This is a genomic window from Nocardiopsis sp. FIRDI 009 (assembly GCF_003386285.1).
Taxonomy (GTDB): domain Bacteria; phylum Actinomycetota; class Actinomycetes; order Streptosporangiales; family Streptosporangiaceae; genus Nocardiopsis.
Genome location: NZ_QPNC01000001.1, coordinates 53,918 through 78,492, shown reverse-complemented (window position 1 = coordinate 78,492; position 24,575 = coordinate 53,918). Strand labels below are relative to the sequence as shown.

The 24,575-nt window shown below is 70.3% G+C and carries 20 protein-coding genes; 7 read left to right on the top strand and 13 right to left on the bottom strand.

The features are described from left to right. Positions 1–65: 65 nt before the first annotated feature. Positions 66–1,274, top strand: a complete 1,209-nt coding sequence (locus DVR05_RS00305; protein WP_116243750.1) for a thioester domain-containing protein — start codon at positions 66–68, stop codon at positions 1,272–1,274. 252 nt (positions 1,275–1,526) lie between these two features. Here the strand turns inward: DVR05_RS00305 and gatA are convergent, their stop codons facing one another. The 7 genes from gatA to mnmA form a co-directional block, all read right to left on the bottom strand. Further along, the gene (gene gatA, locus DVR05_RS00300; protein ID WP_116243749.1) at positions 1,527–3,020 is read right to left on the bottom strand and encodes an Asp-tRNA(Asn)/Glu-tRNA(Gln) amidotransferase subunit GatA; all 1,494 of its coding nucleotides are present in this window, start codon (positions 3,018–3,020) and stop codon (positions 1,527–1,529) included. Then, complete coding sequence (gatC, locus tag DVR05_RS00295) at positions 3,021–3,320, bottom strand: Asp-tRNA(Asn)/Glu-tRNA(Gln) amidotransferase subunit GatC (RefSeq protein ID WP_116243950.1); 300 nt, start codon at positions 3,318–3,320, stop codon at positions 3,021–3,023. Between the two features lie 41 nt (positions 3,321–3,361). Continuing rightward, entirely contained in the window at positions 3,362–5,473 is a 2,112-nt protein-coding gene (locus DVR05_RS00290; protein ID WP_116243748.1) for a bifunctional diguanylate cyclase/phosphodiesterase, read from the bottom strand. A gap of 364 nt (positions 5,474–5,837) precedes the next feature. Further along, positions 5,838–8,066, bottom strand: coding sequence for an NAD-dependent DNA ligase LigA (gene ligA, locus DVR05_RS00285; RefSeq protein WP_116243747.1), 2,229 nt, complete (start codon positions 8,064–8,066; stop codon positions 5,838–5,840). 58 nt (positions 8,067–8,124) lie between these two features. Then, a complete protein-coding gene (locus DVR05_RS00280; protein WP_116243949.1) occupies positions 8,125–9,246 on the bottom strand; it encodes a methionine synthase in 1,122 nt (373 codons plus the stop codon). Between the two features lie 352 nt (positions 9,247–9,598). Further along, positions 9,599–10,222 (bottom strand): DedA family protein, encoded by a 624-nt coding sequence (locus tag DVR05_RS00275; protein ID WP_116243746.1) that lies wholly within the window; start codon positions 10,220–10,222, stop codon positions 9,599–9,601. Positions 10,223–10,379: 157 nt separating this feature from the next. After that, positions 10,380–11,492, bottom strand: a complete 1,113-nt coding sequence (mnmA, locus tag DVR05_RS00270; RefSeq protein WP_232831897.1) for a tRNA 2-thiouridine(34) synthase MnmA — start codon at positions 11,490–11,492, stop codon at positions 10,380–10,382. A gap of 178 nt (positions 11,493–11,670) precedes the next feature. Between mnmA and DVR05_RS00265 the strand changes: the two genes are divergently transcribed. The 3 genes from DVR05_RS00265 to DVR05_RS00255 all read left to right on the top strand — a co-directional run bounded on the left by DVR05_RS00265 (position 11,671) and on the right by DVR05_RS00255 (position 14,673). After that, the gene (locus tag DVR05_RS00265; protein ID WP_116243744.1) at positions 11,671–12,840 is read left to right on the top strand and encodes a DUF695 domain-containing protein; all 1,170 of its coding nucleotides are present in this window, start codon (positions 11,671–11,673) and stop codon (positions 12,838–12,840) included. A 351-nt stretch (positions 12,841–13,191) separates the two neighbouring features. Beyond that, entirely contained in the window at positions 13,192–14,091 is a 900-nt protein-coding gene (locus tag DVR05_RS00260; protein WP_116243948.1) for a hypothetical protein, read from the top strand. Between the two features lie 66 nt (positions 14,092–14,157). Continuing rightward, on the top strand, positions 14,158–14,673 hold the full coding sequence (locus DVR05_RS00255; RefSeq protein ID WP_116243743.1) for a histidine phosphatase family protein: 516 nt from the start codon (positions 14,158–14,160) through the stop codon (positions 14,671–14,673). 157 nt (positions 14,674–14,830) lie between these two features. Here DVR05_RS00255 and DVR05_RS00250 read toward each other — a convergent pair whose 3' ends face one another. Beyond that, on the bottom strand, positions 14,831–15,151 hold the full coding sequence (locus DVR05_RS00250; protein WP_116243742.1) for a hypothetical protein: 321 nt from the start codon (positions 15,149–15,151) through the stop codon (positions 14,831–14,833). Between DVR05_RS00250 and DVR05_RS27860 the strand changes: the two genes are divergently transcribed. Beyond that, positions 15,072–15,743: a Scr1 family TA system antitoxin-like transcriptional regulator gene (locus tag DVR05_RS27860; RefSeq protein ID WP_369974478.1), complete on the top strand. Its 672-nt coding sequence runs from the start codon at positions 15,072–15,074 to the stop codon at positions 15,741–15,743. The two genes, DVR05_RS00250 and DVR05_RS27860, sit on opposite strands and share 80 nt — an antisense overlap. 70 nt (positions 15,744–15,813) lie before the next feature. On the opposite strand, the gene DVR05_RS00245 is transcribed toward DVR05_RS27860, so the two are convergent. Then, positions 15,814–16,614 carry an ion transporter gene (locus DVR05_RS00245; RefSeq protein WP_116243947.1) on the bottom strand — a complete coding sequence of 267 codons (801 nt, stop codon included), beginning with the start codon at positions 16,612–16,614 and terminating at the stop codon, positions 15,814–15,816. A 418-nt stretch (positions 16,615–17,032) separates the two neighbouring features. Here DVR05_RS00245 and DVR05_RS00240 point away from each other — a divergent pair, with 418 nt between their 5' ends. Then, positions 17,033–17,584, top strand: coding sequence for a thymidine kinase (locus DVR05_RS00240; protein WP_116243741.1), 552 nt, complete (start codon positions 17,033–17,035; stop codon positions 17,582–17,584). Between the two features lie 17 nt (positions 17,585–17,601). On the opposite strand, the gene DVR05_RS26460 is transcribed toward DVR05_RS00240, so the two are convergent. From DVR05_RS26460 to DVR05_RS00225, 4 genes are all read right to left on the bottom strand, one after another. After that, positions 17,602–18,363, bottom strand: coding sequence for a hypothetical protein (locus DVR05_RS26460; RefSeq protein WP_157982367.1), 762 nt, complete (start codon positions 18,361–18,363; stop codon positions 17,602–17,604). After that, the gene (locus tag DVR05_RS00235; protein WP_369974481.1) at positions 18,356–19,423 is read right to left on the bottom strand and encodes an NlpC/P60 family protein; all 1,068 of its coding nucleotides are present in this window, start codon (positions 19,421–19,423) and stop codon (positions 18,356–18,358) included. The genes DVR05_RS26460 and DVR05_RS00235 overlap by 8 nt, the downstream gene beginning before the upstream one ends. 120 nt (positions 19,424–19,543) lie before the next feature. After that, positions 19,544–20,221, bottom strand: a complete 678-nt coding sequence (locus DVR05_RS00230; RefSeq protein ID WP_198658973.1) for a hypothetical protein — start codon at positions 20,219–20,221, stop codon at positions 19,544–19,546. Between the two features lie 19 nt (positions 20,222–20,240). Further along, entirely contained in the window at positions 20,241–22,589 is a 2,349-nt protein-coding gene (locus DVR05_RS00225; RefSeq protein WP_116243739.1) for a type IV secretion system protein, read from the bottom strand. Between the two features lie 867 nt (positions 22,590–23,456). Between DVR05_RS00225 and DVR05_RS00220 the strand changes: the two genes are divergently transcribed. Then, on the top strand, positions 23,457–24,467 hold the full coding sequence (locus DVR05_RS00220) for a hypothetical protein (RefSeq protein WP_116243738.1): 1,011 nt from the start codon (positions 23,457–23,459) through the stop codon (positions 24,465–24,467). Positions 24,468–24,575 lie beyond the last annotated feature (108 nt).

Below are 24,575 nucleotides of genomic sequence, written 5' to 3'. Positions count from 1 at the left end.
CGTTCCACCCCCGTTTCCACCCGTGCGGGCCCACCGGTAACCCCTAGACACACCGGGACACAACATTGACTGACCTGACTCTCCCCCGTTCCGCCGCCCGGGTCGGCCTCTCGGCCGCCGCCGCGGGTCTGCTCGCCTTCGGCCTGGCCGCCCCCGCCGCCGCCGAGCCGGAGCCCTACGAGGGTTCCGTCCGGGGCCAGTACGTCGACAACGCCGAGAGCGGCGAGCCCGTCTGGATGAACGGCGAGCGCACCCGGGTGAGCCTCTTCAACCTCGAGTTGGAGAACGGCACCACGCTCACCACCTACTGCATCGACCTCGAGACCAGCATCGTCGGCCGCGCCTGGTACCGCGAGGACGCCTGGGCCAACTACCCGGGCAAGGGCGACTTCGCCGAGCCCGCCAAGGTCCACTGGGTCCTCCAGAACGGCTACCCGGCGGCGAGCGCCGCCGAGCTGGCCGAGGCCGCCGACGCCCCCGGCCGCGCCAGCGACTCGCACGCGCTCTCCGCCACCCAGGCCGCCATCTGGCACTTCAGCAACGGCGCCGAGCTGACCCGGGCCGACCCCGCCACCACGGCGATCTACGAGTACCTCATCGGCAACGCCGAGGAGCTCGACCAGACCGCCGAGCCCGACGCCACGCTGAGCATCACGCCGAGCGAGGCCACCGGCCAGGCGGGCGAGACCGTCGGCGAGTTCCTCATCGAGACCAGCTTCGAGGGCGACATCCCGGTCGAACTCGGGACCGACGTCCCCGAGGGCGTCGACCTGGTCGACCTGGAGACGGGCGAGGAGGTGACCGCCGTGGGCAACGGCGACACCGTCGGCTTCTCCGTCCCCGAGGACGCCGAGGACGGTTCCGCCTCCTTCAGCCTGTCCGCCTCCGCCACGGTGCAGACCGGCCGCCTGTTCAAGGGCGAGGAGGTCGAGACCCAGACGCTCATCACGGCCGAGGAGGGCGAGGTCGAGGTGACCGCGTCCGCGTCCGTCGACTGGACCGCCGCTCCGGAGCCGAGCCCGTCGCCGAGCCCGAGCCCGAGCCCGTCGCCCACGCCGACCCCGGAGCCGACCCCCACCCCGGAGCCGAGCCCGACCCCGACGCCGACCCCGGAGCCGACCCCGGACGACAACAACACGCCGTCCCTGCCGGTCACCGGTGGCGCGCTGGCCGGTCTGGTCGCCGCCGGCGTCGCGGCCCTGGGCGCCGGTGCCGGTGCGATCTACCTGAGCCGCAAGCGCAAGGCCGACAACACCGACTCCCTGGAGGGCTAGTCCCCCGGGACCGCCGGTGAGCGGTCGCGCACACGAGGGCCCGTCCGCGTGAGTGATCACGCGGACGGGCCCTCGTCCGTGCGGGAGGCGCCGCGGCAGCGGCCGTGACGCGGTCCTCGGCGGCGGGGCCGACACGGACCTCGCTCCCCCTCACGGCCCCTGCCCCGGACACGCGTGTGCCCGCCGTGTCGGACACGGCGGGCACACGCGGACTCCGACGCCCGGTCCCGCCGGGACCGGGCCGGAGGGAGGCTACACCGCGTAGGGGCTGCGGGCGATCAGGGCGCCGTCGCGCTCGGACAGGGCGCGCTCGACGGCCGCCGCCACCCGGTAGGTGCGGTCGTCGGCCAGGGCCGGAGCCATGATCTGGAAGCCCACCGGCAGGCCGTCCTCGGGCGCCAGGCCGCACGGCACCGACAGCGACGCGTTCCCGGCCAGGTTGGACGGGATCGTGCACAGGTCGGCCAGGTACATCGCCATCGGGTCGTCCGAGCGCTCGCCGATCGGGAACGCGGTGGTCGGCGTGGTCGGGGAGACCAGCACGTCCACGTTCTCGAAGGCGGCGTCGAAGTCGCGCTTGATGAGCGTGCGCACCTGCTGCGCGCTGCCGTAGTAGGCGTCGTAGTACCCGCTGGACAGCGCGTAGGTGCCCAGCATGATGCGCCGCTTGACCTCGGCCCCGAAGCCCTGGGCTCGGGTCAGCGACATGACCTCCTCGGCGCTGCGCGTGCCGTCGTCGCCCACACGCAGGCCGTAGCGCATGGCGTCGAAACGGGCCAGGTTCGAGGAGCACTCGCTGGGGGCGATGAGGTAGTACGCCGACAGCGCCGCGTCGAAGCTCGGGCAGGACAGCTCCACGACCTTCGCGCCCAGGGACTCCAGGAGTTCGATGGTCTCGTGGAAGCGCTGACGCACGCCCGGCTGGAAGCCGTCGCTGTCCAGCTCCTTGACCACGCCGACCCGCAGACCGTCGATGTCGCCCACGCGGGCGGCGTCCACGACCGGCGGCACCGGCGCGTCGACGGAGGTGGAGTCGTGCGGGTCGTGGCCGGAGAACGCCTCGTGGAGCAGGGCCGCGTCGAGCACGTTGCGCGCGAACGGGCCGGGGGTGTCCAGGGAGGAGGCGAAGGCGATCAACCCGTACCGGGAGGAGCCGCCGTAGGTGGGCTTGGCGCCGACCAGTCCGCACACGGCTGCGGGCTGGCGGATGGAGCCGCCGGTGTCGGTGCCGGTGGCCAGGGGCGCCTCGAAGGCGGCCACGGCCGCGGAGGAGCCGCCGGAGGAGCCGCCGGGGATGCGGCCGGTGTCCCACGGGTTGCGGGTGACCTGGTAGGCGGAGTTCTCCGTGGACGAGCCCATGGCGAACTCGTCCATGTTGGTCTTGCCCAGGATGACGAGCCCGGCCTCGCGCAGGCGCGCGGTCACCGTGGCGTCGTAGGGCGGCTGCCAGCCCTCCAGGATCCTGGAGGCGGCGGTGGTGGGCATGTCCTTGGTGGTGAACACGTCCTTGTGCGCGACCGGGACCCCGGCGAGCGGGCCCAGTTCCTCACCGGCGGCACGGCGGGCGTCCACGGCACGGGCCTGGGCGAGCGCGGACTCGCGGCCCACGTGCAGGAAGGCGCCGATCTCCTCGTCGACGGACGCGATCCGGTCCAGGTAGGCGGTGGTGGCCTCCTCCGAGGACACCTCACCCGAACGGATGGCCGCGCCGAGTTCGGCGGCGGTCAGGCTGACGACCTCGCTCATCTACTCCTCCTCCCCGAGGATCCGCGGTACCCGGAAGCGCTGGTCCTCCACCGCGGGGGCCCCGGACAGGGCCTGCTCGGGTGTGAGGCCGGGCCGGGCCTCGTCGGGACGGTAGACGTTGGTCAGCGGCAGCGCGTGCGAGCTGGGCGGGATGTCGCCCTTGGCGACCTCCTGCACCTTGGCCACGGCGGTGAGGATGTCACCGAGCTGGACGGCGAGTGTGTCGAGCTCGCCCTCGTCGAGCGCCAGCCGCGACAACCGGGCGAGGTGCGCGACCTCATCGCGGGTGATGGCGGTCATCAGAACCATTTCTTCGGCGGACTTGGTGTACCGCCCCAATCCTATGGCTCCGTGACCGGTCCCGGTGCCGACCGGGGAAGGAACCGCCGGCGTGCGGAGTGGCGGCGCGCGGACGTCCCGGAGGGGACTCCGCGGCCCCGTCCCCCGAGCCACCCGGTGACGTCACGGGCGGCGAGCGCGGGGGCGAAGTAGTGTCCCTGGGCGGCGTGGCAGCCGGTATCGCGGGCGGCCCGGGCGAGTTCGCGGGTCTGGACGCCCTCGGCCGTGGCGCGCATGCCCAGGGCGCGGACCAGGGCAATGGCGGCGCGCACGACGGTGTGGCCGTTGTCGGTGTCGTCGGTGAGCCGCGTGGTGAAGGACTCGTGGATCTTGACCTCGTCCAGGGGGAGCCCGGCGAGCTGGGCGAGGGTGAAGTGGCCGGTGCCGAAGTCGTCGAGGGCCAGCCCGACGCCCAGGCGGCGGAGCGCGCGCACGGCGGCGGTGGCGGCCTCGGTGTCGGTGATGAGCGCCTGCTCCCCGATCTCCAGGACGAGCTGCTCGGGCGGGACGCCGTGGTCGCGCAGCGCGGCGGCCACGGCGCCCGGCAGCGCGGGGTCGAGGAGTTCGCGCATGCTCAGGTTCACGGAGACGGGCAGGTCGATCCCGCCCTCCCGCCAGTCCGCGACCCGGGCGAGGGTGGTGTCGAGGACCTGCCCGGTGAAGGCGCGGAACAGGTTGGACTGCTGCACGACCGGCATGAACTCCTCCGGGGCGAGCAGGCCGCGGGAGGGGTGGCGCCAGCGGGCCAGGGCCTCCAGGCCGACGGGGCGCCCGTCGTCCAGGCAGACCTTGGGCTGGTAGTACATCTCCAGGGCCCCGTCGGTGAGGCCGCGCCGGAGTTCGCTGAAGAGGCTGAGCCGCGCGGTGGAGTTGCGGTCCTTGCCCGGATCGTAGGACTCGACGCCGGTCCGGCCGCTCTTGGCCACGTACATGGCGACGTCGGCGCGCTGCATGAGGAGCTCGAAGTCGGGGGCGTCGTCGGGGAAGAGCGCGATGCCGATGCTGGCCTCCAGGTCGAAGTCCATGCCGTCGAGCCGGACGGGCTCGGCGAGGGCGTCGCGCAGGCGGACGGCCACCTCCCGCGCGGAGGCGGTGTCGCGGACCTTGGGCAGCAGGACGGCGAACTCGTCGCCGCCGAGCCGGGCGACGAGGTCGCCGGGGCGCACGCTGTGGGTGAGCCGCTGTGCGACGGTCTGGAGGAGGCGGTCGCCGGTCGGGTGGCCGAGGGTGTCGTTGACCTCCTTGAACCGGTCGAGGTCGAGCAGGAGCAGGCCCACCCTGCGGCCGCGCTGCTGGGCCTGGCCGATCTCCTGGCGGGCGTGCACGGTGAGCCGGCTGCGGTTGGCCAGGCCGGTGAGTTCGTCGTGGTTGGCCTGGTGGTCGCGTTTCACCGACAGTTGGGCGCTGGTGTAGAGGGCGCCGAGGGGAACGGCGAACAGCGGCACGTACAGCAGGGAGTGGGTCATGGCGGTGACGACGAGCGGGGCGAGGCTGAGCAGGACGCCGTTGACGTAGACCTGCTGGCCGAGCCCCTTGTACATGACCTGGGCGAGGGGTGAGCGTTCGTGCATGGCCACCGCGCACATGACCAGGACGCGGTTGACCGCGAAGTAGGCGGCCCCGGCGGCGGCGACGGCCAGGAGTTCGCCTCCGTCGGGCATCCAGGGCACGTCCAGGACGGCGGGCAGGAGCAGGCGGAGGACCGCGTCGGCGACGCCCAGGGACAGGGTGTACTGGGCGGCGTTGAACGCGGTCCGGTGGGCCGCGTGACCCCGGACGAACCCGCCGACCCCGGTGGCGACGGCCTGGAGGAGGGCGGCGACGGGGAGCCCGAAGAAGAGGACGACGGCGAAGGAGAAGGGCAGGGAGGTGGGGGTGCCGCTGTTGGGCGGCTGGCCGGGCATGGAGATGGGTCTGAGCTCGCCGAGGACGATCATGCACAGCAGGACCCACAGGAGCGGTTCGGACATGAGCGCCTGGAGCTGGGCGAGGCCGAGTTCGAGGCTGGCGAAGACGAGCAGGCCCAGTCCGGCGAGCATGGTGCTCGCCATGTACAGCCAGAGTGGCGTCCCGACGCGGGGGCCGATGTCCCTGGTGCTGATGGGGTCCTTCATCCGTGGTCCTCGTGAGGGGGACGCGGAGGACGGCGGCACGCCTGGCGCCGTCGCTCCTGAGTGTCGAGGTTCCCACGAGACGGCCACCCCTCATAGCCGAATCCGGGATTTGGATGTGTCCACATCCGGGCGTTTAATGTCCAGCTTACGCGGTTTCATCACCAACTGTCGCATGCTCGGAACTATCCGTGAAACACGGTGCGTAATGGGGGTGGGTCGGCGGGGAGACACCCCGGACGCGGGTTCCGGGCCTGCCACGCGCGCTGCCGGGTGGGGCGCGGCGTGTTGCCGGCGGGGTTGCGGAGGGCACGGTCGCGGGGTCGTGGGGAGCGACGGTCCCGGCCGCCGCGCCCCGCGGCCGAGGCTAGGCGGGCTCCGTGTCCGCGTCGGCGGGCGGGTTGATCCGCGCCTCGGCGGCCGCGTCCGGGCCCGATTCGAGCAGGATCCGGAAGCCCTGCTCGTCGAGGATCGGCACGCCGAGCTTGACCGCCTTGTCGTACTTGGAGCCGGGGCTCTCCCCCGCCACCACGAAGCTGGTCTTCTTCGACACCGACGACGTCGCGCGCCCCCCGCGCTCGGCGATCGCCTCCTTGGCGCTGTCGCGGGTGAACCCCTCCAGTCCGCCGGTGACCACGACGGTGACGTCCTTGAGCGCGTCCGTCTCGTACTCGTCGGACCTCTCGTCCTCCATGCGGACACCGGCGGCGCGCCACTTGCGGATGATCTCGGCGTGCCAGTCGACCTCGAACCACTCGCGGACGGACCTGGCGATGGTGGGGCCGATACCGTCCACGGAGGCCAACTCCTCCTCGCTGGCCTCGCGGATGGCGTCGATCGAGCGGAAGTGGCGGGCCAGGTCCTCGGCGGCGCGGGGGCCCACGTGCCGGATCGAGAGGGCCACCAGGACCCGCCAGAGCGGCCTCCGCTTGGCCTCCTCCAGCTGCTCGAAGAGCTTCTCGACGGTCTTCTTCGGCTCCCCCTCCTTGTTGGCGAAGAAGGACACCACCTTGGGTTCGCCGGTCTTGGGATCGGTCTTGGGCTCGGAGGTGTCGGGGTCCAGGACGTAGGTGCGGATGGGCAGCAGTTGGTCGACGGTGAGGTCGAACAGGTCGCCCTCGTCACGCAGCGGAGCCTCGGCGGGTTCGAGCGGCTGGGTGAGCGCGGTGGCGGCGACGTAGCCGAGCGCCTCGATGTCCAGGGCCTTGCGTCCGGCGATGAAGGCGACCCGCTCGCGCAGCTGCCCCGGGCAGGAGCGGGCGTTGGGGCAGCGCAGGTCGACGTCGCCCTCCTTCTGCTGACCGAGCCTGGTGCCGCACTCGGGGCAGTTCTCCGGCATGACGAACGCACGCTCGCTGCCGTCCCGCAGGTCGGTGACCGGGCCGACGATCTCGGGGATGACGTCGCCCGCCTTGCGCAGGACCACGGTGTCGCCGATCAGCACGCCCTTGCGGGCGACCTCCTGGGCGTTGTGCAGGGTGGCGAACTCGACCTCCGATCCGGCCACGACCACCGGCTCCATCACACCGTAGGGGGTGACGCGACCGGTGCGGCCCACGCCGACCTTGATGTCGACGAGCTTGGTGGTCACCTCCTCGGGCGGGTACTTGTACGCGATCGCCCAACGGGGGGCGCGGCTGGTGGAGCCCAGGCGGCGCTGGAGGGAGAAGTCGTCGACCTTGACGACGATGCCGTCGATCTCGTAGGCGGGCACGTGGCGGTCGCGCTCGTAGCGGGCGACGTACTCGCGGACCGCGTCCATGGAGTCGACCACCTCGTAGCGGTCGCTGAGCGGTAGCCCCCACTCACCGAGGATCGTGTAGGCCTGGGACTGGCTGGTGAGCGCGACCCCCTCGGAGGAGCCCTCGCCGCCCGCCGGGGTGTAGGCGCCCACGCCGTGCACGATCATCGACAGCGGGCGCGTGGCCGTGACACGCGGATCCTTCTGCCGCAGCGACCCGGCGGCGGCGTTGCGGGGGTTGGCGAAGGGGTGCTCGCCCGCGTCGGTCATGCGCTTGTTGAGCTTCTCGAAGTCCTCGACCGGCAGGAAGACCTCGCCGCGCACCTCCAGGAGTTCGGGGGCCGGGCGGACGGACTCGTCGAGACGCTCGGGGACGACGTCGATGGTGCGGATGTTGAGGGTGATGTCCTCGCCGACGCGGCCGTCGCCGCGGGTGGCCGCGCGTACGAGGCGGCCCCTCTCGTAGACGAGGTCCACGGCCAGGCCGTCGATCTTCAGCTCGCACAGGTAGGAGCCCACGGGGACCTCGGCGCTGGCCCGGTCGGCCCAGGCGTTGAGCTCGTCGACGTCGAAGGCGTTGCCCAGGCTCTCCATCCGGACGAGGTGTTCGACCTCGGCGAAGTCGACGCTGATGGGGGCGCCGACCTTCTGGGTGGGCGAGTCCTGGTTGACGAGGATGGGGAAGCGCTGCTCGATGTCGCGCAGCTCGGCCATGAGGGTGTCGTACTCGGCGTCGGAGATGATCGGTTTGCCGAGGTAGTAGCGGTAGCTGTAGTCGTCCAGCTCCTGACACAGCTCCTCGTGGCGGGCGCGGACCTCGTCGGGGATGTGGGTGGTGTCGTCGTGCGCGCTCACGTCCTGCCTTTCTGCTGCTCTCGTGCTCGCCTGCTGCGTTCGCGGCCCCGGGGCGGGTCTACCCGCGGGGCTCGTCCCGCAGGACCCGGGCCCCCGCGCGTGCCGCGGTGAGGGCGGCGCGCGCGTACCCTGGCGAGGCACCCGCGAGACCGCACGTGGGGGTGGTGACCACCGCGCGGGAGAGCAGGTCAGGGGTGATTCCCAACCGGTTCCAAAGCTCGCGTACGGGATCGACGGTAGCGGCCGGGTCGGACAGTCGGGGGGACCTCGCCGACGACGTCCGTCGAGGGTGCCCCGCTCCTTCGCGGTGCCGCCCCCGGGCGGTGGCGGGCGACGGGCGGGCCGCCTCCTCGGGCGTGCCGTCGAGCGAGGGCACGACGCCGAGCAGCAGACCGACACCGGCCTCGACGGCGGTGCCGAGCATCTCGTCGTGGTCGCGGTCGAGCAGCAGGGCGTTGAGGCTGAGAACCCGGGCGCCGCTGCGACGCATCAGGTCGATGGGGACCCCGGCGGCGCAGCAGTGGGCGGCGGGGACGGCCCCGGCGTCGTCGAGGGCGGCGAAGAGGACGCGCAGGGCGGCCTCGACGTGGAGGCGGTCGACGGCGGGCAGGCGGCCGTACCCGCTGGCGGTGGGGAGGGAGCCGAGGAGGACTGCGGGCAGGGAGGGTTCGTCGACCTGGACGAGCAGGCGCGCACCGGGCACGCGCCTGCGGACCTCGGCGACATGGGCGAGGACGCCCTCGAGGTGCGACTCGGCCAGGTCGCGGCGGGCGCCGGGGTCGGAGACCAGGCGTTGGCCGGAGCGGAGTTCGATCGAGGCGGCGAGGGTCCAGGGTCCGGCGACCTGGATCTTGAGCGTGCCCGCGAAGCCGTGCGCGTGTTCGGTGAGGGCGTCCAGGTCGTAGGACATGAGGCTGGTGGCGCGGGCGAGGTCGCGGCCCGGGCTGTCGGCGACCCGCCATCCGCTGGGCTGGACCTCGAGGGGGAAGTCGACGAGGAGCCCGCCGGTGCGGCCGATCATGTCGGCGCCGACGCCGCGCGCGGGAAGTTCGGGCAGGTGGGGGAGGTCGGGGAGTTCGCCGAGGATGGTGCGTACGGCCTCGTCGGGGTCCTCCCCCGGCCAGGACCCGACACCGGTCGCGGAGGCGTCGGGCCAGGGGTAGGGGTACTGTTCGCTCACGTTGCCCAAGGTTAGGGCAACGGAGGGCGGGCGGCGCGTGATGACGGGCGGTCCGTGTCCCCGACCCTCGCCCGGACCGGACGGACCGGGCGGCGCGGCCCGCGCTGCTGGCCGCGCGGAGGTGACGCTGGTGCGCGAGCAGTACCGGCTTTGACACGCCGCTGGCCGCGCGCGGGGGCGACCTGAGGCCCGGCGGGTCAGGGCGGCGCGTGATGGCGGATGCCGCTCGTGTCCACAGGCGGGGGATGGCCCTGGCCGGACCGGAACACTGCGGGGGATACTCGTTCGGGGGTTTCAGGTGCCCTGACCGGGGGTTCGCGGCGCCCCCGCCATCGAGCGTAGGCGCTGATCCCTACTCGGCGCCAGCAACCCGTGACGGCCTGTGGACAACCGTCCGGTCGGCGTCCTCCGGCCCCAGGGGAGGTTCGGCCGAGGGCTCCTCCGGGGGAGGTTCGGCCGCGGGGTCGGATGCGGCGGTGCCGGCCCGATCACGTGTCCCGGCCCGCATCCGATCACGGCGCCGCGCCCGCAGCACGAGCGCCCCGACGATCACGGCCGCCAGCGCCGTCACCCCGACCGCCACCCACGGCGAGTTCAGGAACAGCGCCCACCAGGCCCCGACGACGCCGGAGAACACCACCGACCACAGGCCCGCCCAGATCAGCGATCCGAGGACCATCGCGAGGAGGTAGCGTCCGAACCGCATCCGCATCGCGCCCGCCGTCAGGTTGACGGCGGTCTGCACCCCCACGGTGAGGAAGCTCAGGGTCACGACGGGGGCGCCGTAGCGGTCGATGCGCTCACGTGCGGCCTCCAGGCGCGGGCCGAGCCGCCTGCCCGTCCGGCTCCGCGACACGCCCTCGCCCAGTCCCCGGCCGATCCAGTAGGTGGCCTGGACCCGGAGCAGGATCACACCGAGCAGCGTGAAGTAGACGAGCCAGAAGGGCTGCCCCTCCAGGAAACCGAACGCATGCATGGACCAGGCCCCCCTCATCTCGCCGCAACTATGCTATGCCTTACCTAACCTCGGCAAGGGGTGTGCGGGCGCTGTCGAGGGTGTTCCTTCCGACAGTCCAGGTCACGGCAGGGGCGACGGGCGGGCCGAAGCGGCCCGGGAACCCCGGGGACACCGGCTATCCGGCCGCTCCCGCGACCCCGGACCCGGCCTCCTCCGCCCTCGCGGTCGCCGCGATCGTCGCCGACCCGAGCACGGTGTCGCCGTCGTAGACCACCACCGCCTGCCCCGGCGCCACACCCGTGGCGGGCTCGGCCAGCCGCACCTGTAGTTCGGGCCCGTCCGCGCCGTCGCGCTGCACGACGCTGGCCGGGTACACCTCCCCGTGGGCACGCAGCTGCACCCGGCAGTCGGTCGGCTCGGTCAGCGGCGCGCACCCGCTCCACACCGGCCGTACCCCGGTGATCCGGTCCACCCTGAGGGAGGCGCGCGGCCCCACGGTGACCGTGTTGTTCACCGGCTCGATCGACAGCACGTAGCGCGGATGCGCGGCCCCGCCGAGCCCCAGCCCCTTGCGCTGGCCCACGGTGAAGGTGTGCGACCCGTCGTGGGTGCCGACCACGTTGCCGTCCTCGTCCTGGATCGGCCCCGGCCTGGCGCCGATCCTCCGGTTGAGGAACCCGGCCGTGTCTCCGTCGGCGATGAAGCAGATGTCGTGGCTGTCGGGCTTGTCCGCCACCGACAGGCCCCGGCGTTCGGCCTCGGCGCGCACCTCGTCCTTGGTGCAGTCGCCCAGCGGGAACATGGCGTGGTCGATCTGTTCGGCGGTGAGCACGCCCAGGACGTAGGACTGGTCCTTGCGCCCGTCGACACTGCGCACCAGGCGCCCGTCGATCTTGCGCACGTGGTGCCCGGTGGCCACGGCGTCGAAGCCCAGGGCGACCGCCCGGTCCAGCACGGCCTCGAACTTGATCTTCTCGTTGCACCGCAGGCACGGGTTGGGCGTGTTGCCCGACTCGTACTCCGCGACGAAGTCCTGGACGACCTCGCGGTCGAACTCCTCGGACATGTCCCACACGTAGAAGGGGATGCCGATGACGTCGGCGGCGCGCCGGGCGTCGTGGGAGTCCTCCACCGTGCAGCAGCCCCGCGCCCCCGTGCGGTAGGACTGCGGGTTCTTGGAGAGCGCCAGGTGAACGCCGGTGACGTCGTGGCCCGCCTCGGCCACCCGGGCCGCGGCGACCGCGGAGTCGACCCCGCCGGACATGGCTGCCAGTACACGCAAAGTCATAGTGCCGTCCAGCGTATGCGGCGCACGGGGGTCCCGGCCACGCGAACACCTCACCCCCGGCCGCGTCCGCACGGCTCCGGCGGCACCCGCCCGGTCCCGGCCGGGACCGCCCCGCGTCGGGCCCTCCCCCTCGCGGTGCCCGGCGAGGGTGGTCGCGGGCTTCTGCGAAAATCGTTGTATGGCTCTGTTCCGTCGTCGCCGCTCCGCCGACTCCACCACCGCCGTCACCGCCTTCTGGGACGCCTGGCCCGGGATCCGTGAGGTCCTGGCCAACGCCGTGGAGTCCGCCCAACCGGTCCCGGACGAGGTCTCCGACCGCGTCACCTCCCTGGTCAAGGGCATCCACCCCGACCTCGACTGGGAGGTGGGGCGCCCGCCGGAGCAGAAGGGCGGTGACATCGAGGACCTGGACCTCTCCCCGGACGTCGACCCGAGCGCGCTCCTGGAGCAGCTCGCCGCGCTGGACGACCCGTCCAGACTGACCGGCGGCCCCACCTACGCCATGACGCTGCGCCCCGGCCCCTCCGACGACGCCCGCGTCATGTCCGAGCGCTGGGCCCGGTCGGCCCCCGACGACGAGCAGTGGGCCTTCCAGCCGGTCCGCCCGGCCGACCACGAACGCCTGTCGTCGGTGCTGACCCTGGACGACCACGAACTCGACCTGTCGCACGTGTCGGTGTCCCTGCGTGTGAACCAGGCCACCGGAAAGATCGAGGTCGGCGTCTACCACCCCGACAACATGTTCCTGCCCGAGGAGGTGCGCGAGGGGGTGGCCGAACACGTCACCCTCCTGGCGCTGGGCGAGGACGACGTGGTGCGGTGGATCGGCAGGATCGACTCCCTGGACGAGCCGCCGCTCGACCCGCTGCCGCCCACGTCGATGCCCTCCGTGGCGCGGCAGATGGCCGACCTGCTGGGCGGCGCCGACGGCTGGGTGACCCTGGAGGGCACACACCCGCTGTTCGGCGCGGTGCGCATCCTGATCCGCCACCCGCTCACCCGCCGCGACTTCCCCGCGTTCTCCCTCTACGTGCAGGTGGTCGTTCCGTTCGCCACCATGGACGCCGAGAAGCGCCCGATCGAGGCGTCCGAGGCCGCCCTCGGCGACCTGGAGGCGCGTCTGGAGGGCGTGCTCCGGGAGAACGGGGCCCTGTTCGCCCAGAAGACCGAGCGCGGGGAGCGCCACTACCACTACTACCTGGACCCGGAGTCGGGGGTCCTGCCCGAGTTCGAGGCCCAGCTGGTCGACTGGCCGGAGGGCAAGGTCAAGCTCCGCAGCGAACTGGACCCGGACTGGGCGTGGTTCAACGCCTTCCGCCGCCAGTACCGGCGTGAGCTGGGGTCCTAGGAGGCGTCCGACCGCCCTCGTCACGGGGGAGGGTCTCCGGCGGGGAGGGGCCCCGGCGGAAGGGTCAGGAGGGGAACAGTTCGCCCCTCCTGACGCGCGGGGAAAAAATTCCGGTGGACTCCCCCTCAACACCGGCCGTTGACCGGATCCCGACCCTGGGGGCGGAACGTCAAGCCCGGATCCGGCGCTGCACATCTGGCGCCCAAGCCTGAACAGGCGTAACGTGTCCTCCCCGCCAGAAGGGTGATCCGGGTTGTGATGGACGATGTGCTGACACGATCGCCCACACGCCGACCGAGAGGGTCCGCGGTCGGCGCGTTCCTCACCCTGTGCCTGATCGGATCCCCGCTGATGGCGCTGTTCCCGATCGGCGTCTGGAAGGCCGCCCGGGCGCTGACGCTGAGCGGCGCGATCCCGTGGGTCCTCCTGCTCGCCCCGGTGATCGTCGGGGCCATCCTGCTGATGCTGTGGCTGTCGGCGCGCTGGCTGGAGGGGACGGGTATCGACCACCCCACCTCGATCGCCGCTCTCGTGACCGGTACCGCCATGGCCACACCGGTGGTGGTGGCGTACCTGGCCCCGGCGGCCACCCCGTTACCCGGCGGCCTCACCGTCAACATCGTGTTCCTGACCGGGATGATCAGCACCGCCGCCGTGGGCGCGTGTCTGCTGGTCGAACGGCTCCCGTCACCGCGGCCGCCCGGCCCGCTGGCCGCCGTGGCGGTGGTCGCGTCGGCCCTGGTGGCGCTCCCCCTGGTGTCGGACCTGGTGCGTGTGTGGGCGGGTGTCGAGCGCGCACGGGAGCAGATCTCCGGGTTCGACCACACGATCGGTGTCCTCGACCATCCCGACTGGGCGCCGGCACGCGTCCACGAGATCAACGACGGGCTGCGGATCACCTACCGGAACGAGGAGGGCGCGACGGTCCACGTGCTGTCGTGGGGCGGCTCGGAGGTGCTCGACCCTCACGGCGAGGGCGTTCGCGCCGGCTGCGACTTCCCGGGGGTACGGTGCCGGAAGACCGACGGGACGGTCCTCGTGGACCGGGGGCCGGGCACCCCGAACGAGCTGCGCGTCCGGTTCGACGAAGGCGCCGTCGTCAGTGTGATCTCGGAGCCGGACGGCGCCCCCGCCGACCTCGTCGACCTGGCCCCGGCCGTGCGCCCGGAGGAGGCCGGTGAGCGTGATCGCCTCGCCGAGTCCGTCACCGACCGGGCCCTTCCCCGGCCGGTGTCCCGCCCGCTCTCCTGACCGGCGTCCTGACCGGTTTTCCGCGTTCTCCCGCGCGCGTGGTCACTCTGTGCGACGATCACCACCATGGGTGAGAAGACACGCCGCGTCGCGCTCCTGCGCCACTCCACGGCCAGTTGGTCCCGCGACTCCGACCACGAACGTCCGCTGTCCGAACGCGGGCGCGAACAGGCCCCCGCGGCGGGCCGCTGGCTGGCCCGGAACGGTCTCGGCTTCGACCTGGTCCTGAGCTCGACCGCGACCCGCTGCCGGGAGACCTGGGGGCTCGCCGAACGGGAACTGTCCGCGCCCTCCAGAACCGTCTTCGACGAACGGCTCTACGAGGCCGCCCCGGGCGACCTGGTCGCCCTGCTCCACGAGACCGACGACGAGGTGGACGACCTCCTGATCGTCGGCCACAACCCCGGCCTGCACTGGCTCGCCGACGCCCTGACCGGTGAGGCCGACGGCGATCTGCTCCCCCGCCTGAACCTCTCGGGCTTCCCCGCCAGCTCGGTCGCGCTCCTCACCTTCCAGGGCCCCTGGCACGAGGTGGAGCACGATGTCGGCCGACTCGTCGCCTACTGGACCCCGTCCGGCTGACCGAAGCGCCGAGCGGCGCGCGTGGCGTCCCGCGCCCGGGCCGGGACCCCCGGTCCGGCGTACGGACCGGACGGCGCCGGGGACGGTGAGGCGTCGGGGTGTGGGGAGAACCCGGATCCCGGGCCTCCCCACCTGGCCCGCCGGGCGAGGCCGAGGGTCAGCGGTTGTCACCGAAGAAGTGGTCCGTGGCCGCGTCCGTGGCCGCGCCGCCCGGATCCTCGACGATCCCTCCGACGGTGCCGGCCTGCTCCTGGAAGCCCTGCGCGGTCTCGGCCGCTCCGCCGAGGGCCTCCTCACCGTAGCCCTGGGCGGTCTCGGTGGCGGTGCCCATCGCGTCCTCTCCGAAGGACTGCGCCGTCTCCTGTGCGGCGCCCAGACCGCTGCCAGCCTCGGCCACGGTGTCGGAAACCCCCTGGGCGACCTCCTCGGTGGCTCCTCCGAAGAGGTCCTTGAACCAATCGATCACGTCGTCGAACATCGCTCACTCACTCCATAGGGTTGGCCTCTTCCTACCCCCTCGATATAAGCGCACCGTAAGGGGTCGGATCAGCGATGTGATCACGTGGCGGAGCGGTACTCACCGGTCACGTGTGCCTGAGCGCGTCAGGCCCCGTTCGGACGGCCCGGGTCCGACCACCGGTCGGTCACCACGAAACGGGCGGGCCACCGTGCTTCCGTGTGCGCCGGCTTCCCTCCGGCACGGGGTGTGCGGGAGTGGGAGCAGGGGACTCGGCGCCCAGGTCATCCCAGGCCCCTGTCGGGTACCGGGGTACACGGCCGACATCTTCCGGGGCGCTCGGCACACGGAACCGTCGGAGATCGAACGGCGAGCCGAAGGTCGCATGGCCCGACGCGGCATCCCGGTTCGCCCGAACCCCGGACGCCTCCACGCGGTCATCGACGAGGCCCTGTTCCCACGCCCGGTCGGCGGACGGAAGGTGGTGGTCGACCAGTCGAAACACTCGCCACACAGCTCGGCTTCCGAACAGCGGCTCCAGAGGCTCCCTCCCCACCGGACGGGCGGGCGGCCCTGCTTCTCCAGGACCCGCTCAGCTCCGATCGCCGCCTGAACCCACCACACGCACGACGCCCGGACGCCGCCTCCCTCGGGCCCTCCGGGTGTCCGGCTGTCCCCCACCGCTAGTTCTCACTCACGGGCGGGCTCATCGGCTGCCCGTCGCGCTCGCGCACCAACCGCTCAAGCCGCTCGACCTGCCGGCTCAGCTCGGCGAGCCGGTCCATCACCACCCTGTGCTGGACCTCCTCCAACTCCTGGTCCTCGGCCCACATGGCCTTGTCGACCTCCTGCTCCATCGACGTGACGATCACCCCGATCACGAGGTTGAGGATGATGAAGGTCGTGATCACGATGTAGACGACGAAGAACATCCAGCCCATGGGGTGGTGGGCGAGGACGGCGTCGGCGACGTCCGGCCAGTTCTCCGTGGTCATCACCAGGAACAGGGTGTACAGGGTCGTCCCCAGGTCCCCGAAGTACTCCGGCACGTTCTGACCGAACAGCTGGTGCCCAAGCACGGCCGCGGAGTAGATGATCACCAGGAGCAGACCGATGACGGTTCCCATCCCGGGCGCCGAGCGGAACAGGGCCGTGATGATCATCCGCATCTGGGGGACCACGCTGATGATCCGCAGAATCCGCAGGACGCGCAGCACCCGGAGCACGGAGAAGGGGCCGGTCGCGGGGATCACGGAGACCACCACGACGAGGAAGTCGAACCAGTTCCACGCGCTGCGGAAGTACCGGCCCCGCCAGGCGTGGATCTTGAGCGCCAACTCGATGACGAAGACCCCGATGAAAACGCGCTCCACCACGAGAAGATACGGAAGGACGGAACCTCCGTAAGTGGCCCATCCCAAAACGGCGGCGTTGGCGAGAATCACCAGAAGCATCAGCGTGGAGAACCACCGGCCCTCCACCATGCGTGTGACCTGGTCACGCCGCAACGTCACGCCCCCTCGGTAAATTGCACCCCCATTCGGGCGACCAGCGACCAAATATATCGAAGGAGTCGGCCTACCTTTCAGACCACTTCCCGCCCAACCGAAAGCGGACGTGGTCCACGGGCGTGGTCACCCCAGAGCGGCGTCGGGGGCCTCCTGCCCGGGTGCGACGTCCCACACCCCGGTTTCGGACGAAGGTCGCTCCCCAGCGCCGAAGACCGGAAGTGACACGGCCGCACGCCACCCCCGGATACGGACCGGCGAAACCCCGGGGACGCCACGGGGACCGGGAGGAGAAGGACGATTCCCGCAGGGCGGGGAGCCGCTGGTATCTTCGCACCTGGCCACGGCGAGGGAGCCCGAGCCGCCGGACAGCGCCCGCGACCGAGGAAGATGCATGCCGGAGCTGAAGTACTTCACCGGGTCGATGAACTCGGGTAAGAGCACGATGGCTCTCCAGGAGCACCACTCACGCGGCGGCGAGGGCGTGCTGTACACGAAGCAGGACCGCGCCGGGTCGGGCATCATCTCCTCGCGCCTGGGCCTGACGTCGCCCGCCGTCGAGGTGGGTGACGACCTGGACCTGTACGACGACATCGCCGAACGCAAGGCCCCGTACGTGATCTGCGACGAGGCGCAGTTCCTGTCGTTCAAGCAGGTAGGCCAGCTCGCCGGAGTGGTCGACGGGATGCGCATCGACGTGTACTGCTACGGGATCCTCACCGACTTCCAGGGGCAGCTGTTCCCGGGGTCGAAACGCCTGGTGGAGCTGGCTGACAGGATAGAGGTACTTCCCGTGTACGCGCGCTGCTGGTGCGGTGCGCGCGCGACGCACAACGCGCGGGTCGTGGACGGCGTGATGGTCTACGAGGGAGAACAGGTGCACATCGGAGGCAACGAGTCGTACACGACGCTGTGCCGCCACCACTTCATGGCCGGTGTCGCCTGAGCCAGGTCAGGGCTGACTCACTCCGGGATAACTCTGAAAAATCTTTCGTGGAGACGACCGATCAAGGCATCTGCTTGACGCTGGAAATCGAATTCTGGAACAATACCCTGTTCCACACTTCCCGGGTCCCCTGCGAAAATCACAGTATATACCGCACTTCGCGTTCGGGATACTACAATGTATTTGGACACACCACTGGCGCTCTCCCCATAAATGGAGTGAGAACCATCAGACCATTCATGATCAGCTCGGGACTTGACCGACACCAGCTCACTCTCCACCTCGTCAAGTCGCTGCGCCAGCATGTCTTTGGCCACGCGGTCGCGGTTTTGGGCCGGATCATAGATTATGGCGTTAAAGTTAAAATCAAAAACCCACTGACTGGTGGATCCGTACTGCGGAGTTACATCGAAACTACACTGCCCCGAGACCACCCTGAGGTCCTCACTGCCATAGCCAGGATCCTGAGCATCATCTGAATGCTCTACACTCAGAGTATTCCGAATATCGATATCAGATATATTAACCAGATAATCTGAGCAGAGATCCAATGCCCCCGGCTCCAACTCCTCACGTGGCTGCGCTGACTGTACTACCACTGGAACGCCTTCGTCATTAGAGGAGATTCCAGATACCGCTGTGGTGAGCAGCAAGTTCAGAACCCCGACAATTGCACCGAAGACACCGAAGGCGGCTAGAGTCCCACAACCGAAAACAGCGACCGCAGCCCGCCAACCGTGCAGGCCCTTCTTCCGAACCGGCTCCTTCGTGTCAGCCACGGTTATCAGCTGCCTCCAACTGAGCGAGCACGTCAGGGTGTTGCGACGGACGTGTGAAGCCCAGGATGTCCGAGCGGTTGGGGTCATCGTACTCGCGGACCGCGATCGGGCCGCAGTTGGTGCACCAGGCCTCCACCATCAGGCCGTCACCGATCACCATTCCCACGTGCCCGGGACTCGGCTGATCGTGTGTTGTTACATCGAAGAAGACCAGGTCACCCGGCTGTTCCTCTCCCGCCGGAATCCTGGGGCCGAAACTCCACTGCTCCTGTGAGACCCGGGGGATGGTGAGTCCGACACTCTCATAGGCCTTCATCATCAGACCCGAGCAGTCGTAACCCGTCGGTCCCGTGCCGCCCCAGATATAGGGCTTGCCCCGCTGGGCCAGGGCCCAGTCGACCACCGCCTGTGTGATCTCGTCCGGCGCCCGCCCGATCGGCAGCCCCTCGGTGTCCAACTCACAGAGCACCGCCGTGCGGATGGAGTTCGACGTGTTGAAGTCGCCATCGGCGTAACGCTCGGCCCACTCCATCACGTCGTCCACGTACCACCAGGCGTGGTTGTAGCCGAAGATCGCCTGTCGGACGTCGTCCTGCAGTCCGTGTGCGATCAGGTAGTCCGCAGCGGCAGGGATCGCGTCCGCCGGATCGTAGACGTTGACGATGCCGTCGCCGTTGCCGTCGAGACCGTAACCTTCGTCCGGCCGATCGTCGACCGCCTGGATCGGCTCGCCACCCCAGCTGTTACCGGCGGCGGAACCGTCCAGGGCGCCGAACTGCATGGGCCCCGCCGCGCCCCAGTCGTTGTGCCCCTCGGTGATCCCCGGGCCGTCCCACCGGCCGTGATGGGATTCGACCTGGCCGACCCCGGCGAGGATGTTCCAGGGAATCCCCCGATCCTCTCCCGCCTCCATGTACAGCTCCAGGTAGTTCTCCGGGATGGAGTCCATGGCGTAACCGCTGGCGCCGGGCTGTTCGGCGTCGGCGTTGGGTCCGCAGGCGAGCCCATTCGCCAGGTAGCTACCGATCTGCTGCGTCGAGTTGGTGATCACCGGAACCATGAACATGGTCAGCAAGATCATCAGGGCCACCACGGTCGCGGCCGTCACTCCGACCCACGCGCCCGTAGCGCCTGAGTCGGAGGGGGGCGTGGGGGTGGGGGTGAAACGGGGGAACAAGGGTTACTCCTCCCCGAACTGTCCTACGTCGGCGGGTTGGAAGTCGAACACCCGCCAGGTGCCGCCCTCTCGGACGACGGTCACCGCGAACTCACCGAGGTTCTCGTCGAACTGGGCGTCTCCGGTCTCGGTGATGGACTGTGCCGTCACCACGAAGGTGATGGAGTCCTCGCCGAAGGTACGGATCCGATCCACCTCAGCGCGGCCTTCGGCCACGGCCTCGGCCTCCGACATCTCCTCCCAGAACGCGCCGACGCGGCTGCTGTCTGACAGGATCTCGGCGTACTGGTCGGTGGCCAGTTCCTCCATGACACCGAAGTACGCCTCCGGGGACTGGGAGTAGTCGATGGTTCCGTATGCCTCGGAGAACTCCCTCGCCGTGGCACCGGCCGCACGGAGTTCGTCCTCCTCGAACGGGAACCACGTGAGGACATCGACGTCGTCCTCGTCCGTGGTGGTGATCGGACTCGGCTCGACCGTGGACAGGCCGTCGAGCGACGAACCGCCGCCTGCCCCGTTCCCGGCCGACCGCGCCTCCTCGGGAGCGGTGGAGGGTTCCTCAGGGTCATCACCGCCCCCACCGAGACCGCCGAGGGTGAAATAGAGGCCGAACGCGACCAGGCCCACGATCAGGCCGATGAAGACCAGCCGCTGGGCGCGTTCGGACAGAGAGTTGGGCATCGTTCGGGGCCTTCGTACGTCAGTCGTCGTTCAGCCAGAAGGGAACGTCGCGCTTGCGGTCCCTGGTCCGGGAGGAGCTGCTCTCCCCCCAGAACGGAGTGATGGGTGCGTCATTCTTGCGTTGGCCGGATCCGGTCAGCCATCCGCCGTCCCCGTCACCTCGGCCTCCGCCGCTCGAAGGGGCCGGACGGGCTGGCCGCTGCGGCGCGGGGCGTTGCCGACGCTCCCTCGGCGTCCCCCAGCGGGAACCCCGACTACCGAAGCTGCCCTTCGCCGGAGTCTCCTCCCGGCCGTTGAAGATGCCTCGTCCCGTGCCGGGTTCCGGCCGCTCGGCGCTCGCGGCACGCCCGCTGGAAGAGGAGGCGCCTCCGCCGAACAGGGACCCACTGCTCCCGCCTCCACCGTTGTCCCGACGGTCAGCAGGCCCCCGACCACCGGAGTCCGTACCGAACACGGAGGACCAACCACTGTCCCCGGTACCGGTGTAACCGCCGGTCGGCCGGGGCGGGATCGAGGCACCACCGCTCAGGCTCGGTGCCTGTTCACTGCTCCGCCCGGTGTTCTCCGAACGTTGGCTCCCACCGGAAGAGGTGGAGCCGGAACGGTGGACGTTGAGCGGAGGGGGCGTTCGTTCACCGCGCACGCGCCCGTAGCCCGCCGCTCCGCGTGCCCGCACGCCGTCGCCCCTGGACGGAGCGCCTTCGCCGGAGGCTTCCTCCCCGCTTCCGACTCCCCCTTCCAGGGCACCGTTCTGCGCACCAGGTACTCCGCCACCCGCTGGCACTCCGGAGGCAGCCGCGGCGATCTGCGGAGCCCTCCGCAGCCCCCACGCCTGGGCCTTGAGGTTGGCCATCGGGGGAAGGACCACAGCACTCTTGCTGAGGGCCTGGCTCTGCGCGGCGTCGTTGACGATGCGCGAGGTGAAGGTGTTGGCGTTGACGGATGTGAAGAGGTACGCGAAGGGCTTGCGGTAGACGAAGAGAGCGACGGTGAACAGGGCAAGCAGGATCATCTGCAAGCCCCACCCGAGGGTGCTCGACATGACCATCCCGTAGCACATCACGAGAAGGGAGATCAGGAGCACGATGAAGATCTGCTTGAGCAGGAAACCGACCATCAGTTCCACCCACCTCAGCAAGACCATACGCCCATAGCCCGGATGGATACCGATGAGCAGGAAGATGGGAGCGAGGAGAAACAGGAGCAGGAAGGCGATCTTCAGAACAATCAGTGCCACAGATCCAGCAAGAATCAGTCCACCTGCGAAGATCGCCGCAAAAAGGGCGAGTGTGGAAACTCCGAGTCGGCTACCCTGATCCTCTCCCGAGAATAGCGGGTACACGCTGGGGTACGTTGATTCAATGTCTGCGGCAATGGTTTCGTAGTTCTCTTGTTTCTCGGCAACAAGTTCCGCAGGGTCAATTTCCCCATCGGCGATCTGCTGCTGCTCAATTCGACTGATTGCCTGTGCAGCGATCAAGTTGGAAGCGTGATCGATGGAGGCATCCTCGGCCAAACTGTCATTGCCGAACTGCCCCGCCACCCACGGCTGACAGACCAGACTCGACCACAGCATGTCAGCGTTCCGTCGGACCTGGAAATCCGCCTCGGACTCCCATTCCGCCCGCTCCGGCGCCTCGGCTCCGGCCGGACATGTGCCCGAGCCCCCTCCGTACGGCACCTGGCCCACCGTGCTGGTCACCAGCTGACTTCCGGAATTCACCAGGCCGCTGGCCATACCCATGATCTGCGCCGGGTTCACCAGGATCCACATGCCGAGCCCGATGGCCGCGACCATCCAGACCGTGGACTCGATGGTGAGCGTGACACGCTTCCGGATCAGCCCGTACCACCCGAGCCAGATGGCACCGAGGATGACGATCGTCGGGATGAGCGGGCGCCAGATGCCCTCCCGCAGGGTGACGACGACGTTCTCCACCAGCTCGTTGAAGCTCGCCAGCAGACCGTCCGAGGTGGCCGCCTGGTAGACGGTGATCGTGGACTGGTTGATGGTCTTGGACAGGTCCCACGCCGTGTTGGCGAGCGTGGCCTGGGCACCGTTGGAGATCCCGTCGACACACGACTCGGTGATCATGTGCCACTGGGTTCCGGCCGTCCCGTACTGCCCGTACATGCTCGCGTCGGGCGGCAGACCGTCGGGCGACCCCTGGATCTCGGACTGCGACGGCGGCGGAACCAACAGACCGTCCGACCCGCTCCCCGCCGCCTCCGGCAGCGGCGCGGGTTCTCCGGGGCACAGCGTGTTCGCCTGTGCCGTCGTCGCCGGAAGCACGACGAAACCGACCATCAGCAGGAACATCATCAGTAGGCGTCGCCATCCGCGCCGTCGGACGTGCTGATGCGTCATCTGCTGGCTCCTGCGTCGTGGTTCGGGCCGAGGGTCGATGGCAGGCACGGTGACTCCGCCCGCGCGCAGGCCGTCGCCAGACCGCGCACGGGCACAGCCCCCGCATGTCCTTACCCCATCCTCTATGGTGCTTCATCGGTGGGTCGGAAGATGAGTGCAACGCGTCGGGATTTCCGGTTCCTACCGACACTCCACCCCACGAGGCCGGTGTGAAGCAACGCAACACCCGCGTTTCCGCAGGTAACAGACATCAAGGGACTTCCGGAACACCCATAAATCACCAGGCCACAATTTAGTACCCCAGCCATGAGTATGAGCGGCGTCACATCCACTTTCACCATCAAAAATGGACATACGCCCATCAATCGGACTTGCGTTCGCTCTTCGATCCGGCTTCCGAAGCACCCGCAGCCCCTATTGCCGCCCGGCCGAAAACCATCGACCGGTGTCGCCCATCCCACCGGGTACGAACCCTCGCCCCCATCTCCGGAGACCCTCGCGTGCCCCCTCCACCCCAGGCGGCTCCACCGCACCACCCCCGTCCCAGCCCGTGGCGACCCACAACCCCCAGCCCCGGCGGCACACGTGCCGTCCTCCTCGTGGTCGGTCCGCTCCACGCCCCGATCGCCTCGGGGTGCTCCAGCCTCACCGGTCTGGATCGGGCGGGACCTCCTTCACCGGGAGGCTCTCCCGGTGTTCGGCGCCGTCCCGGGACGGGAGGGCGAACGGACCGCCCTCCCCCGGCCGACGGTCGACCACCGGCACTCCCGACCCGTGACCCGCGACAGCACACCGAAGGCCCCACCATGTCACCCTCCCCTCCCCCCCAATCCTTCAAAGCCCGGTGCGGGCCCGAGGCCCGCGCCCATGCGACCGAGCCGCTCCGCGACCGTCACGCTGTTCGTCGGCGGCCTGGTGTACGTCCTGTTCCTCCTCCTGACCCTCGGCTATCTCCGGTTCAGCGTCGTCCTCGATCTGGACCGCCACGGCTCGGCGGAGGGTCTGTCCACCGCCCTGTGGGTCGTTCTCCTCCTCGGCGTCTCCTGCTTCGCCCTCCTGGTCTCCGTCCTCCAGCGGGCCCGGGCACCGCGGCCCGTCGTGACCACCGCGCTCCTGACCGGCATCGTGGTCCTGGGCCACCTCCGGTGGTGGGTCACGGTCCCCGCACCCGCCCCCGGGCTCCTCTTCGACGTCCCCACCACGACCGTGGGGGTCCTGGTCACCACGCTGGCGGTCCTGGGCGTCATCGCCGCCGCTCCCGAGCGCACGTTCCTGTGGGTGCTCGTGGCCGTCGTCGCCGTGGCGGCGCTCCGTGCCGGGGTGGACTGGAGGATCCACGTCGGGCGGGAGCGGGAGGGTTTCGACTCGCTGCTGGCCGAACTCTCCGGGTACCCGGACCCGATGGCACTCCTGGCGGCCGACGGATGGACACCGACCTCCGCCTCCGTCCACCACGGCGGCGGCGTGTCGGTCCGGTACGAGGACGCGGACGGCCGCGAGGTCCTGGTCACCAGCCACGCGGCCCCCGGCTCCGAGGGCGCGGAGGACGGCGTCCCCCTGGACTGCGACGGCGCCGCCGACCCCGCCCTCGTCGACTGCGAGGAACTCGGCGGGGGCGGCCCCGGCGCGTTCCTCCTGCTGACCTGGGAGTCGTTCCACGAGGAGTTCCACGGTATCCGTCTGGAGTGGGAACCGGACATCGTCGTCGAGGTCGCCGCGCCTCTGCCGGGCGTGTCCGGCCACGCGGGCGACGACGTCCACAAGCCCTCCGAGGTCACCACCGACGAGCTCCGCGCGCTCTCCGGACGGCTGCGCGCCGCGGAGGACGGCGACGCCCTCGCGCTCACCGAGCAGATCACCGGAGGTCCACGCCCGTGACCGCACCTCCGACCGGCGGGCACGGACCGCGTGGCCGCGGGAGGCGCCCCGAAACGCCCGGTCGCGGCGGTGACCGCAATCGGTCAGCTCCCGTGCCCCCGACGACGG